General features: G+C 70.6%; 13 protein-coding genes. 9 read left to right on the top strand and 4 right to left on the bottom strand.

The annotated features are described in order from the left end of the window. The first annotated feature begins 66 nt into the window (after window positions 1-66). From eccCa to ACZ7MG_RS17795, 5 genes are all read left to right on the top strand, one after another. On the top strand, window positions 67-4,122 hold the full coding sequence (gene eccCa / locus ACZ7MG_RS17775) for a type VII secretion protein EccCa (RefSeq protein WP_471379736.1): 4,056 nt from the start codon (window positions 67-69) through the stop codon (window positions 4,120-4,122). A 7-nt stretch (window positions 4,123-4,129) separates the two neighbouring features. Next, window positions 4,130-5,593: a DUF6177 family protein gene (locus ACZ7MG_RS17780; RefSeq protein WP_471379735.1), complete on the top strand. Its 1,464-nt coding sequence runs from the start codon at window positions 4,130-4,132 to the stop codon at window positions 5,591-5,593. A gap of 128 nt (window positions 5,594-5,721) precedes the next feature. After that, on the top strand, window positions 5,722-6,876 hold the full coding sequence (locus ACZ7MG_RS17785) for an ABC transporter substrate-binding protein (protein WP_471379734.1): 1,155 nt from the start codon (window positions 5,722-5,724) through the stop codon (window positions 6,874-6,876). 49 nt (window positions 6,877-6,925) lie between these two features. After that, a complete protein-coding gene (locus ACZ7MG_RS17790; RefSeq protein WP_471379732.1) occupies window positions 6,926-8,698 on the top strand; it encodes an ABC transporter permease in 1,773 nt (590 codons plus the stop codon). After that, on the top strand, window positions 8,691-9,815 hold the full coding sequence (locus ACZ7MG_RS17795; protein ID WP_471379730.1) for an ABC transporter ATP-binding protein: 1,125 nt from the start codon (window positions 8,691-8,693) through the stop codon (window positions 9,813-9,815). The genes ACZ7MG_RS17790 and ACZ7MG_RS17795 overlap by 8 nt, the downstream gene beginning before the upstream one ends. A 104-nt stretch (window positions 9,816-9,919) precedes the next feature. On the opposite strand, the gene ACZ7MG_RS17800 is transcribed toward ACZ7MG_RS17795, so the two are convergent. Then, window positions 9,920-10,819, bottom strand: a complete 900-nt coding sequence (locus ACZ7MG_RS17800; protein WP_471379729.1) for a hypothetical protein — start codon at window positions 10,817-10,819, stop codon at window positions 9,920-9,922. A 192-nt stretch (window positions 10,820-11,011) separates the two neighbouring features. Then, entirely contained in the window at window positions 11,012-11,512 is a 501-nt protein-coding gene (locus ACZ7MG_RS17805) for an ATP-binding protein (protein WP_471379727.1), read from the bottom strand. A 159-nt stretch (window positions 11,513-11,671) separates the two neighbouring features. Between ACZ7MG_RS17805 and ACZ7MG_RS17810 the strand changes: the two genes are divergently transcribed. The 4 genes from ACZ7MG_RS17810 (at window position 11,672) to ACZ7MG_RS17825 (ending at window position 14,248) form a co-directional block, all read left to right on the top strand. After that, window positions 11,672-12,532 carry a helix-turn-helix domain-containing protein gene (locus ACZ7MG_RS17810; protein WP_471379726.1) on the top strand — a complete coding sequence of 287 codons (861 nt, stop codon included), beginning with the start codon at window positions 11,672-11,674 and terminating at the stop codon, window positions 12,530-12,532. Then, complete coding sequence (locus ACZ7MG_RS17815; RefSeq protein ID WP_471379725.1) at window positions 12,529-12,723, top strand: DUF397 domain-containing protein; 195 nt, start codon at window positions 12,529-12,531, stop codon at window positions 12,721-12,723. Before ACZ7MG_RS17810 ends, ACZ7MG_RS17815 begins: the two co-directional genes overlap by 4 nt. A 7-nt stretch (window positions 12,724-12,730) precedes the next feature. Then, complete coding sequence (locus ACZ7MG_RS17820) at window positions 12,731-13,774, top strand: helix-turn-helix domain-containing protein (RefSeq protein WP_471379724.1); 1,044 nt, start codon at window positions 12,731-12,733, stop codon at window positions 13,772-13,774. 93 nt (window positions 13,775-13,867) lie between these two features. After that, window positions 13,868-14,248 (top strand): hypothetical protein, encoded by a 381-nt coding sequence (locus tag ACZ7MG_RS17825; protein ID WP_471379722.1) that lies wholly within the window; start codon window positions 13,868-13,870, stop codon window positions 14,246-14,248. A 49-nt stretch (window positions 14,249-14,297) separates the two neighbouring features. On the opposite strand, the gene ACZ7MG_RS17830 is transcribed toward ACZ7MG_RS17825, so the two are convergent. Continuing rightward, entirely contained in the window at window positions 14,298-14,690 is a 393-nt protein-coding gene (locus ACZ7MG_RS17830; RefSeq protein WP_471379721.1) for a PIN domain-containing protein, read from the bottom strand. Further along, window positions 14,687-14,968 carry an Arc family DNA-binding protein gene (locus ACZ7MG_RS17835; RefSeq protein WP_471379720.1) on the bottom strand — a complete coding sequence of 94 codons (282 nt, stop codon included), beginning with the start codon at window positions 14,966-14,968 and terminating at the stop codon, window positions 14,687-14,689. The genes ACZ7MG_RS17830 and ACZ7MG_RS17835 overlap by 4 nt, the downstream gene beginning before the upstream one ends. Window positions 14,969-15,029: the final 61 nt, after the last annotated feature.

A 15,029-nucleotide genomic window follows, 5' to 3' on the forward strand; every position in this document is an offset into this window, starting at 1 on the left:
CCACCGGCACAGCGACCACCGGCCTACGGAAAAAGAAGAACCGGAAGAACAAGAAGGGGTCCGGTCGTGACCCAGCAGGTGATCCATCGGCCCGCCCGGAGCACCCGGCCGCTCGGGGCCACCGGTGCCCGGACGATCGAGCCGCCGCCCAACCTCCCGGAGGGCAAGGCGGGGACGGCGGCGACGGCGCTGCTGCCGATGGCGGGTGTCATGGGCTCGGTCGTGATGATGACCGTGATCCGCAACAGTCAGTTCGCGGCCATCGGTGCGATGGTGCTGGTCGTCGCGCTGCTCGGCGCGGTCGCCCTCTTCCTCTCCCAGCGCGGCAAGGCCCAGCGCACCCGGCGTACACAGCGGGAGCGGTATCTGGAGTATCTGGAGGAGCTGCGCGAGGAGTTCGGGAGCGACGAGCGGGAGCGGCGGGGGCTCGCGCGGGTGCTGAATCCGCCCCCGGAGGCGCTGTACGACCTGGTGCGCGACCCCGCCCGGCTCTGGGAGCGGCGGCGGCAGGACGCGGACTTCCTGCGGGTGCGGGTCGGCACCGGTGACGTACCCGTGGCGCATCTGGCCATCGGGCAGAACCAGGGCGGGGTGCTGACCCCGCCGGACCCGTTCATGCTGAACGAGGCGCGGGCGCTGCTGGCGCGGTACTCGATCGCGGGCGGCTGCCCGATCACGGTGCCGTTGGACCGCGCGGGCAATGTCAGCGTGGTCGGCGACCGGGAGGGTGTGCTGCGGGTGGCCCGCGCGCTCCTCGTGCAGGTCGCCGTGGCGCACGCGCCGGACGACGTGGCCGTGGCGCTCGGGGTGCCGGGTGAGCGGCTGGCGGACTGGGAGTGGGCCAAGTGGCTGCCCCATGTGCTGGACTCGCAGGAGCACGACGGTCCGGTGGCGGCCCGCCGGATCGCGCCGAGCCTGCCGCAGCTGGCGCGGCACGTCCGGCACGAGCTGGGCCGGCGTGCCTCGTACGCGGCGGAGGTGCGTCGGGGCCTCGCCGACCGCAAGGCGCTGCGGCTGGCGTCCCGGATGCTCGTCGTGAGCGACGAGTACGGGGAGACGGCCGTCGAACTGCCGCGTCCGGACACGGCGGTGGGGCTCGCGGACATGGGCGTCACCGTGCTGCATCTGCTGGAGGAGCAGGTGCACGAACCCGATCAGGTGTCGGTGCGGATCACCGTGCGGGGCGATCAGGTGGTGGTGGAGGACCTGCGCGATCCGGACCCCATGGCCGTCGCGACACCGGCCGTCGCCCCCGCCGCGCACGGCACCTCCGACCAGGTCACCGCCGCCGGGGCCGAGGGCCTCGCCCGGCTGCTGGCACCGCTGCGGCTGTCCGCCGAGTCGGCCGCCGAGGGCACCCCGGTCACCGGGCCCGTCGACTTCCCAGGCCTCCTCGGCGTCGACGACCCGGCCGCGCTGAACCTGGCCGATCTGTGGGCGCCGCGCGGCGAGCGTGAATTCCTGCGCGTACCCATCGGCTTGACGGACCGTCATGAGCCGGTGCTGCTCGACCTCAAGGAGTCCTCCGAGCTGGGCATGGGCCCGCACGGGCTGTGCGTCGGCGCGACCGGCTCCGGCAAGAGCGAGCTGCTGCGCACCCTGGTGCTGGCGCTCGCCGCCACCCACTCCCCCGAGGATCTGGCCCTCGTCCTGGTCGACTACAAGGGCGGCGCGACCTTCGCCCCGTTCACCGAACTCCCGCACGTGGCCGGGGTGATCACCAACCTGGAGAACCAGGCCGGGCTGGTCGAGCGCGTCCACTCCAGCCTCGCGGGCGAGGTCAAGCGGCGGCAGCAGGTGCTGAAGGACGCGGGGAACGTGGCCGACATCGGGCACTACGCCGCACTGCGCGCCACCCGTCGGCCCGATCTCGAACCGCTTCCGCACCTCTTCGTGGTGATCGACGAGTTCGGTGAACTCCTCACCGCCAAGCCGGACTTCATCGACCTGTTCCTCTCCATCGGGCGCATCGGCCGGTCCATCGGGGTGCATCTGCTGCTGTCCAGCCAGCGCATCGAGGGCGGCAAGCTCAAGGGGCTGGACACCTATCTGTCGTACCGGCTGGGGCTGCGCACCTTCTCCGCCGACGAGTCGCGGACCGTGCTCGACACCACCGACGCCTTCCATCTGCCGCCGCTGCCGGGCTTCGGCTATCTGAAGGTGGACACGTCGACGTACGAGCGGTTCAAGGCGGGGTACGTGTCGGGTGCGTACCGGGGCCCGGCGCTGGTCACCGAGGAGGACGACACGCCGTTGGCCTGGACGTATCCGACGTACAACACGCTCGACGGCGGGTCCGCCACGGGTGCGGCCCCGGCGGAGGCCAAGGCGACCAAGCGGGAGACCGGGCCGACCGTGATGTCGGTGATGGTGGACCAACTCGCCTCCGCCGCACGGCCGGTGCGGCGGATCTGGCTGCCGCCGCTGCCGGACGCGATCACGCTGGACGCGGCGGCCGGGCCCGTGCGGGTGGATGAGCGCGGGCTGCGGCTGGCCTCCGGGAAGGCCGGGGAAGGCGCGATGCGGGTGCCCCTCGGTGTGCTGGACGATCCGGCGAAGCAGTGGCAGGGGCACTGGGTGCTCGATCTGACGGTCGCGGGCGGGCACGCGGCGGTGATCGGCGGCCCGCAGTCCGGCAAGACGACCCTGCTGCGGACGCTCGCCCTGTCGCTCGCCACCACGCACACCCCCGCCGAAGTCGGTATCTACGGGCTCGACCTGGTCGGTGGCGGGTTGTCCGCGCTCACCGGGCTGCCGCACGTCGGCGGGATCGCGGGGCGGGCCGACCGGGAGCGGGCCGCGCGGACCGTCGCCGAGGTGCGGACGATGCTGGTCGAGCGGGAGGAGCTGTTCCGCGAGCACGGGATCGACTCCGTCGACCAGCTGCGGCAACTGCGCCGGCAGGGGAGGCTGCCGGAGCTGGGGTCGACGGACATCGTGCTGCTCATCGACGGGTTCGGGGCGCTGCGCGACGAGTTCGCCGAGCTGGACGACACGGTCGTGGATCTGCTGAAGCGGGGCGGCGGGTACGGCATCCATGTCGTCGGCGGCATGCTGCGCTGGAACGACGTACGGATCGCGACGCAGTCGATGTTCGGGACGCGGGTGGAGCTGCGGCTCAACGACCCGAGCGATTCGAGTGTGGACCGCAAGCTGTCCGAGACGCTGTCGCCCGACACGCCGGGCCGGGTCCTGACCGACGGCAAGCTGTTCGCGCAGGCGGCCCTCCCCCGTCTCGACGGGCGGCCGTCGACGGGTGACCTCGGTCCTGCGCTGGAGGACGCGGCCCGGACGATACGGTCCACCTGGCACGGTGAACTGGCCGCGCCGGTACGGGTGTTGCCGACCCGGCTGCCGTCCGCGCGGCTGCCGTCGGTGGTCGCCGAGCCGCACCGGGTGCCGATAGGGGTGGACCAGGACGCGCTGGCCCCGGCGCTGCTGGACCTGTTCGGCGCGGACCAGCATCTGCTGATCCTGGGCGACAACGAGTGCGGCAAGACGAACCTGCTGAAGCTGGTGGCGGCGCGGCTCGTGGAGCGGTACTCGGACGAGGAGCTGGTGTTCGGTGTCTTCGACCCCCGGCGCGGGCTGCGCGGGGTGATCCCGGAGCCGTACCGGGGCGGGTACGCGCACAACGCGAAGCTCGCGGCGGGGCTGGCGACGGGGATCGCGAGCGAGCTGGAGAAGCGGATGCCGGAGAGCGCCGACCCGGACGCGCTGACCGACGAGCCCGCGTTCAAGGGGCCGCGCATCGTGATCCTGGTCGACGACTACGACATCCTGACCACCGCCGGGCAGCAGCCGCTGGCCCCGTTCCTGCCGTACGTCTCGTCGGCGCAGGACATCGGGCTGCACTTCGTGATCACCCGCCGGGTGGCGGGCTCCTCGCGGGCGATGTACGAGCCGCTGCTGCAGACGCTCCGCGAGACCGGTACGGCCGCGCTGCTGATGACCGGTGAGCGGAGCGAGGGGCAGCTCTTCCCCGGTCTGTACGCGTCGGCGCAGCCGGCCGGGCGGGGCACGCTGGTCCGCCGGGGCCGCGCCCATCAGCTGATCCAGACGGCACTCGACACGGCACTCGACAGCACGGCATTCGACAGCGAGGAGGGCGACCGCCCGTGATCCGCCCATGACCAAGGACGTCATCGCCCTGACCCCCAAGATGCCCGATGTGTGGGCGCTCATGACGAGTCTGTACGCCGGTGGTTCCGACCTGGACCTGTCGGCGGCGGCCGAGGGCGCGGTGGTCCAGTTGCACGGGCCCGGCGGGCGTCCGCTGGTGTCGGTGGAGTCGCCGGTGCTGGTGCAGGTGCCCGGTGAGGCGGAGCGGCTGCTCGGGCAGGCCATGGCGGCCCCGTTCTGGTGGACGGAGGCGCGGGCGTCCACGGCGGTGCCGGAGGCGGAGCGGCTCGCGGGGGTGGTGTGCGGGCGGCTCAACGCGCTGCTGGGCGGCGCGACCTGGCCCCCGGAGGCGGCGGGCACGGAGGTCGTCGACGTGTCGGCCGTGCCCTCGGCCGGGTCGGGGCAGCCGGCCGTGGACGTGGTGACGGAGAACGCGGCGGTCGTCCTCATCGACCGGCCGGTGGTGGCGCTGACCAGCTGGCTCGCGGAGATCATGCGGACGGCGGTGGCGTCCCGGCGGTCCCTGCAGATCGTCACACCGCGCGGTGTACGCCTGACTCCCGCCGCCCGGACGACCCTCGCGCGCGTCCCCAACCGCTGGGTCGTCCAGGACCCGGAGTGCGGCTACTACGACGGGCTGTCGGGCGCGGTGCTGCGCTGGCAGGACGGCGCGTTCTCCCCCGCGCTCGCGGCGGACGGGACGGCGACGGTGGCGTCCGCGTTCACCCGCCCGGCGAGCCAGCACGACGGCCATGACAACGGCCAGGACAACGGCCAGGACGACGCCCCCGGCCGGCAGCTAGTCGTGGCCCTCCGGACCGTGCACCGGGCCGACGAGCATCTGTTGCTGGGCGGTGCGCTGGAGGCGGTCTGGCGGGTGCTGACGGGGGCGGGGCCGGTGGGGTGGGGTACGGCGGAGCCGGTCAACCTGCCCTGGTCGCCGCGGCAGTTGACCGATCTGGCCCGGGAGCGGGCGCCGGAGCCGACGCAGCTGATCGTGGTCGGCACCCCGGAGCGACCGGCCCTGGCCACGGTCCGGGTGACCCGGACGACGAAGGGCGTGGAGGAGGAGGCGGTCCTCACGCTCGGGTACGCGGCCGGTGAGGAACCGCCGCTGGACCGGATCGAGGCGCTGGCCGACACCCTGGTCCGGGAGCACGGGCTGCGGACCATGCTGACCTCGGTGCGCGTGGCCCGCGCCGACCTGACGACCGCGCCCCGGCTGGAGGGCCCGCCGATCCCGTACGCCTTCACGCTCGGTCCCGACGACGTCCACACCATCGGCCTGGACCACGCCCGCCGCCCTCCGGTCGAGGTCCGCGCGCGGCACCTCGGCCCGACGTCCCGCCCGGCCCTGCACTACCCCCTCGGGGACGGCACGGACACCGGGGCCTGGGCACGGCTCCAGCAGCTCACGGCCCATCTCAAAGGCGATCATTCCCAGCCAGTCACCCCTGCTCGGAGAGGGTGACTCGCGTCACTAACTCAACGACCAATACGAGCAGTACGAGCTCTGACGGATGAGGGATTTACCGGCCTGACCTGGGTCCCTAACCTCCCGGCAACAGCTGCCAGAAGGCACGCGCCAGGAGGAGAACCATGGCCAGATCAAGCCAGACCAGCACGCGACGCATCGTCGTCACCGCGTGCGCCGCGACGCTCGCCCTCGGCAGCCTGGCCGCCTGCGGCGGTGGTGACAGCGACGCGCCGAAGGTGGCGGAGAACAAGATCTCGGCGGGCAAGGTGCCGGACTACTACCCGGCGGACTACGCCGACCTGATCGCGGCAGCGGAGAAGGAGGGCGGCAAGCTCACCGTCTACTCCAACCTCGGCGACGAGAACATGGCGCCGATCGTCCGGGACTTCAAGAAGAAGTACGACTTCATCAAGACGGTCTCCGTCAACGAGCTGGACAGCGACGAGCTGTTCCAGAAGACGCTGTCGGAGAACGCGGCCGGTTCCTCGCCCGCGGATGTGCTGATCTCCAGCGCGGCGACCGCGTGGTCGGACTTCTCGGCCCGCAAGGGCACGGTCCTGGAGTACAAGTCGCCCGAACTGAAGGAGCTGGGCGCGGACGCGGAGCTGCTGCCGAGCGTGTACTCGCTGTCGCAGGACCCGATGACGATCGCGTACAACACGTCGCTGATGGAGACCCCGCCGACCACCCTGACGGACTTCGCGAAGATCGTGACGGAGGACGAGGGCAAGTACAAGAACAAGGTGACGGTCCGCGACCCGGAGGGCTCGTTCGGGTTCACGGTCACGCGGGCGCTCACCGAGGGCAACCCGGAGGCCTGGAACGACCTGGAGAAGATCCTTCCGCTGACCCGCCCGGAGACCTCCTCCGGCACGCAGCTGGAGAAGATCGTCGCCGGTGAGTACACGGCCGGCTTCCTGATCAGCGCCTCCCCCGCCTACCCGGTGGTCGAGGACAGCGCGGGCCTGGTGAAGATCGTCTTCCCGAAGGACGGCACGGTCGTGCTGCCGCGTGGCATGGGCATCGCCGCCGAGGCGCCGCATCCGGCGACCTCGAAGCTCTTCATGGACTTCGCCCTCTCCGAGGAGGGTCAGCGCGCGGTCGCCGAGGGCGGTCTCGCCTCGTACCGCGACGGTGTGAAGGGCGAGGGCCTGCACACGTACCAGGAGGTCGTGGACGCGGTCGGCGAGGAGAACATCATCCACGTCAAGTACGAGCCGGTCTCCAAGGACGACTCCGCGGCCTGGCTGGAGCGCTTCGACGGACTCCGTAAGTAGACGGACTCCGTAGGCAGGCAGCTCTCAAGGACGATCGGAGTCAGCTCAGATGTCAACCCTCACCCAGCCACCCCGCACACCGGCGGACGAGACACCCGCGGAGACGTTCCGGCCCCCGCGCTACCGCCGCCCCTTCGGCATCGGACGGGACACGGTCGTCCAGTACGGGGTCCTGGCGTTCCTCGCCGTCCTGGTGCTGGCCCCGATCGTCCCGACCCTCTACCAGAGCATCCGCAACCGCCCGCTCTACGAGGCGGGCGGCGCCTTCACCCTCAGCGGCTACACCGACCTCTTCACCAAGGCCGGTTTCGGTGAAGTCGCCCTGAACACCCTGCTGTTCGCGTCGCTGACCACGATCCTCAGCCTGGCGATCGCCATCCCGATGGCCATCGTGGTCGTCCGGACCAAGCTGCCCGGCGGCCGGCTGATCGCCCTCGCCATGCAGTGGCCGTTCTTCATCTCGTCGCTGATCCTGGGCTTCGGCTGGATCATCATGTACGGCCCGGCCGGGTTCGTCAGCGTCAAGGTGCAGCAGTTCTTCGGCTCGGTGCCGTGGAACCTGTACTCGATCCCCGGCATGGCCCTCACGGAGGCCGTGGCGCTCGCCCCGATCGCGTACGTCTTCTGCGCCAACGCCCTGCGCCAGTCGGACGCCTCGCTCGAATCGGCCGCGCAGGTCTGCGGGGCCGGTCCCTTCCGGATCCTCGCCCAGGTGATCGTGCCGCTGCTGCGGCCCCCGATCGTCTACTCGGCGATCCTCGTCTTCTCGGTCTCCATCGAGACGCTGAGCGTGCCGCTGCTGTACGGCCAGCCGGTCAGCATCGACGTCTTCTCAACCTTCCTCTACCACAACGGACTTCAGTCCGTGGACCCCGACTACACCATGCTGGGCGCGGCCTCGACGGTGATCCTCGTCGTCACGCTGAGCCTGGTCGCCGTACAGGCGAAGCTGCTGAAGGACGCGGCCCGGTTCGTGTCCGTGCGCGGCAAGGTGACCCGGCCGCGCAAGCTGGACCTGGGCTGGCTGAAGTGGGTCAGCATCGCGTGCATCTGGTTCTACGTGATCGTCGGCGCCGTCGTCCCGATCGCGGGCCTGGTGATGCGGTCGTTCACGCTGGTCTTCACGCCGTTGCAGTCGCCGTTCCGGACGGTCACGACGAAGAACTACGAGATCGTCTTCGACTCCGACAACTACGTGCAGTCGCTGTACAACAGCATGATCGTGGCCGGTGTCGGCTCGGTCGTGGTGTCCGCGCTGGCCGTGTTCGCGGTGATGGTGGCCCGGCGGTCGACGTTCCGCTTCGGCCGGGCGGTGGAATACCTGGCCCTCATCCCGCAGTCCCTCCCCGGCATCATCATCGGTATCGGCTTCTTCTGGGCCTTCGCACTCGCGCCCTTCGGGATGGGCTCGGTCCTCCAGGGCACGATCTACGCCGTCATCATCGCCTTCGGCATGCGGGCCCTGCCCAGCGCGTTCGGCTCGGTGGCGCCGGCGATCATGCAGATCGGCGGGGAGCTGGACAACGCGGCCCGGGTCTCCGGCGCCGACTGGCTGATGACCTTCTTCCGGGTCCTGCGGGCCCTGATCACACCGGCGTTCGCGGGAGCGCTGATCCTCACCTTCGTGATCATGCTCAAGGAGTACTCCCCGGCCGTCTTCCTCTCCTCGGCCGACAACAACATCCTCGGCACCACCATGCTCAGTCTCTGGACGCAGGGCAGGGCCGGATCCGTCGCCGCGCTGGCCACCCTCCAGATCGGCATCACCGCGGTCTTCGTCGCACTCGCGGGACTGCTCATGAAGGGAAAGCACCATGCCTGAGGTGACCGTCAAGAACCTCGCCAAGACCTTCGGCGACAACTCCGTGCTGCGGGACGTCACCTTCACCATCAAGGACGGCGAGTTCTTCACGCTGCTCGGCGCGAGCGGCTGCGGCAAGTCGACGACGCTGAACTGCATCGCGGGTCTGGAGCAGCCGACGGAGGGCTCGATCGCGGTGGGCGGCAAGCCCTTCGTGGACGCCGGCGCGGGGATCTTCCTGCCTCCCGAGGAGCGCAACCTCGGCATGGTCTTCCAGTCGTACGCGCTGTGGCCGCACATGACCATCGCGAAGAACCTGGCCCTCCCCCTCAACATCCGCAAGGTCCCGAAGGACAAGCAGAAGACGCTCATCCACGACGCCCTCGACAAGGTGGGCCTCGCCGCGCTCAGCGGGCGCTACCCCCACCAGCTCTCCGGCGGGCAGCAGCAACGCGTCGCGCTGGCACGGGCGTTGGTGTACTCGCCGAGCGTCCTGCTGCTCGACGAGCCACTGTCGAACCTGGACGCCAAGCTCCGCGAGCAGGCCCGTGCCTGGCTGAAGCGGCTCCAGGAGGAGCTGGGCATCACCACCGTCTACGTCACCCACGACCAGGACGAGGCCCTCGCGCTCAGCGACCGGATCGCCGTGATGGAGGGCGGCAACATGATCCAGATCGGCACCCCGCACGAGATCTACGAGAAGCCCGCCGCGCCCGCCGTCGCCGCGTTCGTCGGCCGCTGCAACTTCCTCACCGGCAAGGTGGTGAGCGTGGACGGCACCCGGCACAGCGTGCTCCTCGACGCGAGCGGGGAGGTCGTACGGGTCGACAGCGACGCCCGCGTCCCGACCGGTGACTCCGTCACGGTCGCCGTCCGCCCCGAGCGCCTGGAGGTCGTCGCCTCCGCCGAGACCCCGGCCGGGGTGAACCGGCTCGACACCCAGGTCATCACCAGCTCCTACGTCGGCTCGCGCTACGAGTACGACGTCCGCCTCGGCGACCAGGTGGTCCAGGTGCTGAGCGGCAACGGCGGGCTGGCCGGGGAGGTCGCGCTGGTCTTCGACCCGGGGCACGCGCTGCTGTACGCGGACCGGGTCGAACTGCCGGAGGACCAGCGGGACTTGCTGACCGTCACCTAGTGACGGCGGGCGAGGGCCCGTCGCCCCGTGACGGCCGCGAGCGCGGACAGGGCCTCCCGGTGGCGGGGTGTCGGCATCCCCGAGCCACCGAGAGGCCCCCGCGCTCACAGTTCGGTCTTGGGGCTGCTGTTGCTGGGGTCCAGGAAGAGCCTCCAGAGGGCGGTGATGAGGACCGCCCACTCCGAGGCCTGGTTGTCGCCCCTCTGTTGCGCTATCCCCAGGAGGTCGCTGTTGCTCGATTCGAACCCCGGGTCGTTGACGGGGGCGTCGTTGCTGTCGGGGCCGGGGGTGCTCGGTCCTTCGGCGGGCTGGTCGGTGAGTTCCTCGGCGGTGGGCGTCTCCTCCGTGACCCGCAGATCCGCGGCGCCCGCCGTGGGGTTGGGGCAGGTGATGGCCCCTCCGCTCTCCCGGCACACGGGGGCGGGCACGGGCATGGTCACGTCCGACGCGTTGGGTCCCTCCAGGTACTGGTAGAGGTGGAAGTCCGTGTAGTGGTTGGGGGTGTAGAAGATGAAGCCGTTGACGTTGTCCCGGACGATCCGCTCGTCACCGCGGTTCGTGCCCCGGGTCGGCCGGATGTCGATGTCGTACTCGAGGAGCTGTGGCTCCTGCGTGCCGGGGATGCCCCGGATGAAGTCGGTGAGGTCTCCGGAGGCGGCGTCGAGGAAGAAGCCACCGCGCATGATGAAGCCGACCCGGTTCGTCGCCGCGTTCGTGGGGTCGTTGGGGTCGGACATGTCGATCCGGTCGGTCCGCCTGCCGAAGGGGAAGCCCCGGCTCATCCAGTAGGCGATCGCGGTGTCCAGTTTCTCCGTCGGGAACTGGAAGTTCGTGCCGTCGTCGACGGCGGCGCTGGCCTGCTGCCCCTGGGACGTGGCGAACCACGTTCCGCCGCCCAGCAGCGTCGCCACGGCCAGGAACAGCGCCAGGAACTTTCCACTGAGCCATCGGGAACGGCGTTTGTGGCCACGGGGGCTCCCCGGGACCGTGCTTGTCGAAGTCATACGTGATTCCCCTCCTCGTACGCGACTGAAGCCGCCGGCCGGATTCAGTGCCGCGTCGGGAGTCTCACCCGCCCTCACAGGCCCCGCACAGAGTCAAACCTCCCAACCCGCCGGTATTAATCGACAGGATTCCTGTCTGTTGCGGCGGTGCGGCGCAGGGTGAGGGCCCGGCGGGGCGCGCGCCTTGAGGTGCTAGCCGCGCCTCTTCGGCGGCCTGCGCTCCGGGAGCCGTCTCATCAGTGAGCGCCAGTCCGGCAGGTCGATCTCGACGAGGACGGTCTTGCCGGGCGGCCTGCGGTCCTGGACCTCCCAGCGGTCGGCGAGCGCGTCGACGAGGACCAGACCGCGGCCGTCCTCGCCCAGGGGGTGGGCCGGGCGTACGGTGCCGGGGCGCGGGGGCAGGCGTTCGGCGCGGGTGTCGGTGACCTCGATGCGGAGGGAGCCGGTCGGGAGCGAGAGGCGCAGCTCGAAGTCCCGGCCCGGGACCCGGCCGTGCGTCACCGCGTTCGCGGCCAGCTCCGCGACGACCACGGCCGCCTTGTCGGACGCCTCCGAGCCGTACCGGATGCCCCAGGCGTGCAGCTGGTGCAGGGCCAGGTGTCTGGCGAGGCGGGCGCCCAGCGGTGTCGAGCTGAACCGCTGGGTGAACGCGTGCACGGTGACGGGGTGTTGCGGAGCGGGCGGTGCGGTCATGCCGCCAATGTGGCCTGCGGAACGGCCCGTTCACCAGCTCCACGCCGCGTACGCTGCGCGAGCGTACACGGTTACGCACTGGACGGTACTGGTGACATCGAGTAACCATGGGCGTTGGAACGGTGTGGTTCGGGTGGGCGGGTGCGCGGGAGGTGGCCCATGGTGGCCGACAGCGGCGGCGTGGTGGGGATCGGCGGAGTCGCCGGGGGCGGCGAGCCGGAGTCGTCCGACAGTCTGCGGACGTTCGGGGCGATGGTCCAGGCGCTGCGGGAGCATGCGGGGCTGAGTCGTGAGGAGTTGGCCGAGGTCATCGGTTACTCCAAGCACATGGTGGCCTCGGTGGAGCTGGGAAGGAGGATGCCGGACGCGGCGTTCGTGGAGGGGGTGGATAGGGCGCTGGGTAACACCGGTGCGCTGATCAAGGCGGCTCAGCATCTGGGGCGACAGCCGGGGTTGGCGGCGTGGTTCAGGAAGTGGGCCAGGCTGGAGGCGGCGGCGATCACTCTCTATACGTACGAGTGCCGGTTGCTTCCAGGCTTGCTGCAGACCGAGGCATACGCGCGGCAGCTGTTCCACGACGAGTTGCCGCCCCTGAAGGACGAGCAGATCGAGGCACAGTGGACAGCACGGGCAGAACGTCAGCGGTTGCTGCGGGAACGCCCGAACACCGCGTTCAGCTTCATCATCGAGGAGCAACTGCTGCTTCGCCGAACGGGCGGAACGGCGACCACGCGAGAACTCATCGGCCATCTGCTGGACGTCTCCGAGCTGCGGAACGTCGAGATCCAGATCATGCCGCTGGTGCGCGAGTCCCATGCCGGGCTGCACGGTCCCATGCAGCTGCTGGAGACCTCGGAGAACAAGTGGTTCGCTTATACGGAAGCCCCTGAGAGCGGCCAGCTGATCGCCGACCGGAAAGTGGTCAGTGTCCTCCAAGGGCGGTATGCCAGGATGCGTTCACAGGCTCTCACCATCCCGGACTCCGAGAGCCTGTTGCAGCGGATGCGAGGGGATCTATGAGCGCCACGGAACTGGTCTGGTTCAAGTCGAGCTACAGCAGCACCGGCTCCGGCGACTGCGTCGAAGTGGCCGTAGCCGCCGCCCTCCCCCACACCATCCACATCCGCGACTCCAAGAACTCCACCGGCCCCCAACTCACCCTCTCCCCCACCGCCTGGGCCGACTTCGTCCCCTACGTCGCCCGGGGCTGAACGCACCGTGATCGGCACCGTGTTCCGGAGCGACGACGTGCCCGTCGAGCACCGGTTCGACTACTGGCGGGAGTTGACGCACCTGGCCATCGCGCCCAGCGAGATGAGCAGCGAGTTCGCTCATGACTTCTGGGCGCGGCAGCGGCTGATGGCGCTGGGGCCGATGCTGGTGTGGCCGACGGCGCATCTGCCGACGGGGTTCCGGCGTACCGAGAAACTGGTGCGGCAGTCCGACCCGGAGATGTACCACCTGTCGCTGGTCCTCGGCGGCGGGCTGGGGTTCGAGCATGTGGGGCGGGCCGAGGTGTACGGGCCGAGCGATCTGTGGGTGAGCGACACGTCACAGCCGTACGACGTGTGCCCGCCGGACGGTCTGGGCCGTCAGGTGATCACGGGCGTCGGCGTGGACTTCCCGAAGGCGCTGCTGCCGTTGCCGCCTGCCCGGATCGGGCAGTTGCTGGGGCGGCGGCTGTCGGGGCGGGAGGGGGTGGGTGCCCTGCTGACGGGGTTCCTCACCGGCCTGGAGCAGCAGTCCGACTCGCTCCAGCCGTCCGACGCGCCCCGGCTGGGCACCGTACTGCTCGATCTGCTGTCCGCCTGGTTCGCGCAGGTGCTGGAGGCGGAGGACGCGTTGCAGCCGGAGACGCGGCAGCGGGCGCTGACGACGCGGATACGGGCGTTCGTCCGGCAGAACCTGCACGACCCGGAGTTGACGCCTCCGGTGATAGCGGCGGCGCATCACATCTCGCTGAGCTATCTGCACCGGCTGTTCCAGGAGGACAGCCCCGGGGAGACGGTCGCGGCGTGGATCCGCGGCCAGCGTCTCGCGGGCGCCCGCCGCGACCTCGCGGACCCGGCGCTGGCCGCCACGCCCATCCACACCATCGCCGCCCGCTGGGGCCTGGTCCGCGCCTCCGACTTCACGCGGGCGTTCCGGAGCGCGTACGGGGTGTCGCCGATGGAGTACCGCGCACGGGCGGGGGTCGTGGGGGAGGCGGGGTGGACCGGTCGGCAACGTACTCGTGAACGCACGGGTGATGACGCCGGCTGAGCGGGCGTGATCCAGTAGGACCGCGGCGGTCCCCCGGGCCCGCGCGCTCCCGCACGGCCGGCGATGGCCGTGCCCGTCATCGGCGAGGAGTCCATGCTCACCTCTCATTTCTCCCGTACCGAGTGGTGGATCGCCGCCGCCGTGGCCGGGGTCGCCCTGGCCGTGGCGCTCGCGTCGTTGCTCCCCGCGAGGAAGGACTGGTGGAAGGCGGTCGTGCCCGTCCTGGCGGCGGCCGTCTCCGTGGGGCTGAGCGCTCCGTCCGAGGAGGCCGACGGGGATCCCATAGCCCTGCCGCTGTTCACCGCCACCGCACTCGGTCTGGCGCTGATGCGGGTCGTCTTCGCCGGTCACATCAGGCGCCGGCAGGAGCGGGCGCGTTCGGGCCGACCGTGGGAGAGGCTGACCACCAGGCAGACCGTGATCTTCTTCCTCACCTTCACCGCGGTCGTGGCACTCATGGCCCGCATTCTGTGAGAGACCGGTAGGAGACGCGCACCTCGGGCATTCTGTGGATCACCGCCGGTCAGCGCCTCAGGTCCATGACTGCGACTCCGAGTCCCTCGTACCCATCCGGTTCCACCGTGGCGATCAACGCCCCTGCCGGAAGGGTCTGGTTGGGCCTCGCCGCGTGAACGGCGGCCGAGGTGTCCTGGGCGATTCCCGTTCGGCCCAGGTCGGCAACCGTCACGGCCATGGCGTAGTCATCGTCGACGATGGACAGCACGTCCACCAGGACACCCACGTGGTCGACCATGCCCGCACGACGGCGCTCTGCTTCCAGAAGGCACAGGACAGGCACCCACAGACGGACATCGTCACTCGCCGCGGCGGCATGGATGAGGCCGGAGACCTGCTTGTCGCCACCCAGCGCCACGAGCGTGGGCGCGTCGAGAACATAGTGCTCGACCTGGCTCAACTCGACGACTCCACCTGCGCGAGAGCGGCCCGGTGGGCAGCCGTGGCCTCCCGCATCCTGCGCCGCATCTCGGCCGACTCCTCCTCGGACACGTCGTGCCCGAAGCGTTCGGCGAGCAGGGCCCGGGTGCGGTCGGCGCGTTCCCTGATCTGCTCGGGGGTCAGTGTCTGAGCGGCTATGTCCTGCATGAGGGCACGAAGACTCGTCCCCCGGGCCTCGGCCACGGCGGCGAGCTGGTCACGGACTTCGGCGGGCACGCGGATCATGACGTCGGCCATGTGCCGAGTATACGTGACGTATACGCCTGTCGGCGGCGAGCCCGGCGCCGACCTCTCGCCC

The organism is Streptomyces sp. NPDC107538, assembly GCF_055657445.1.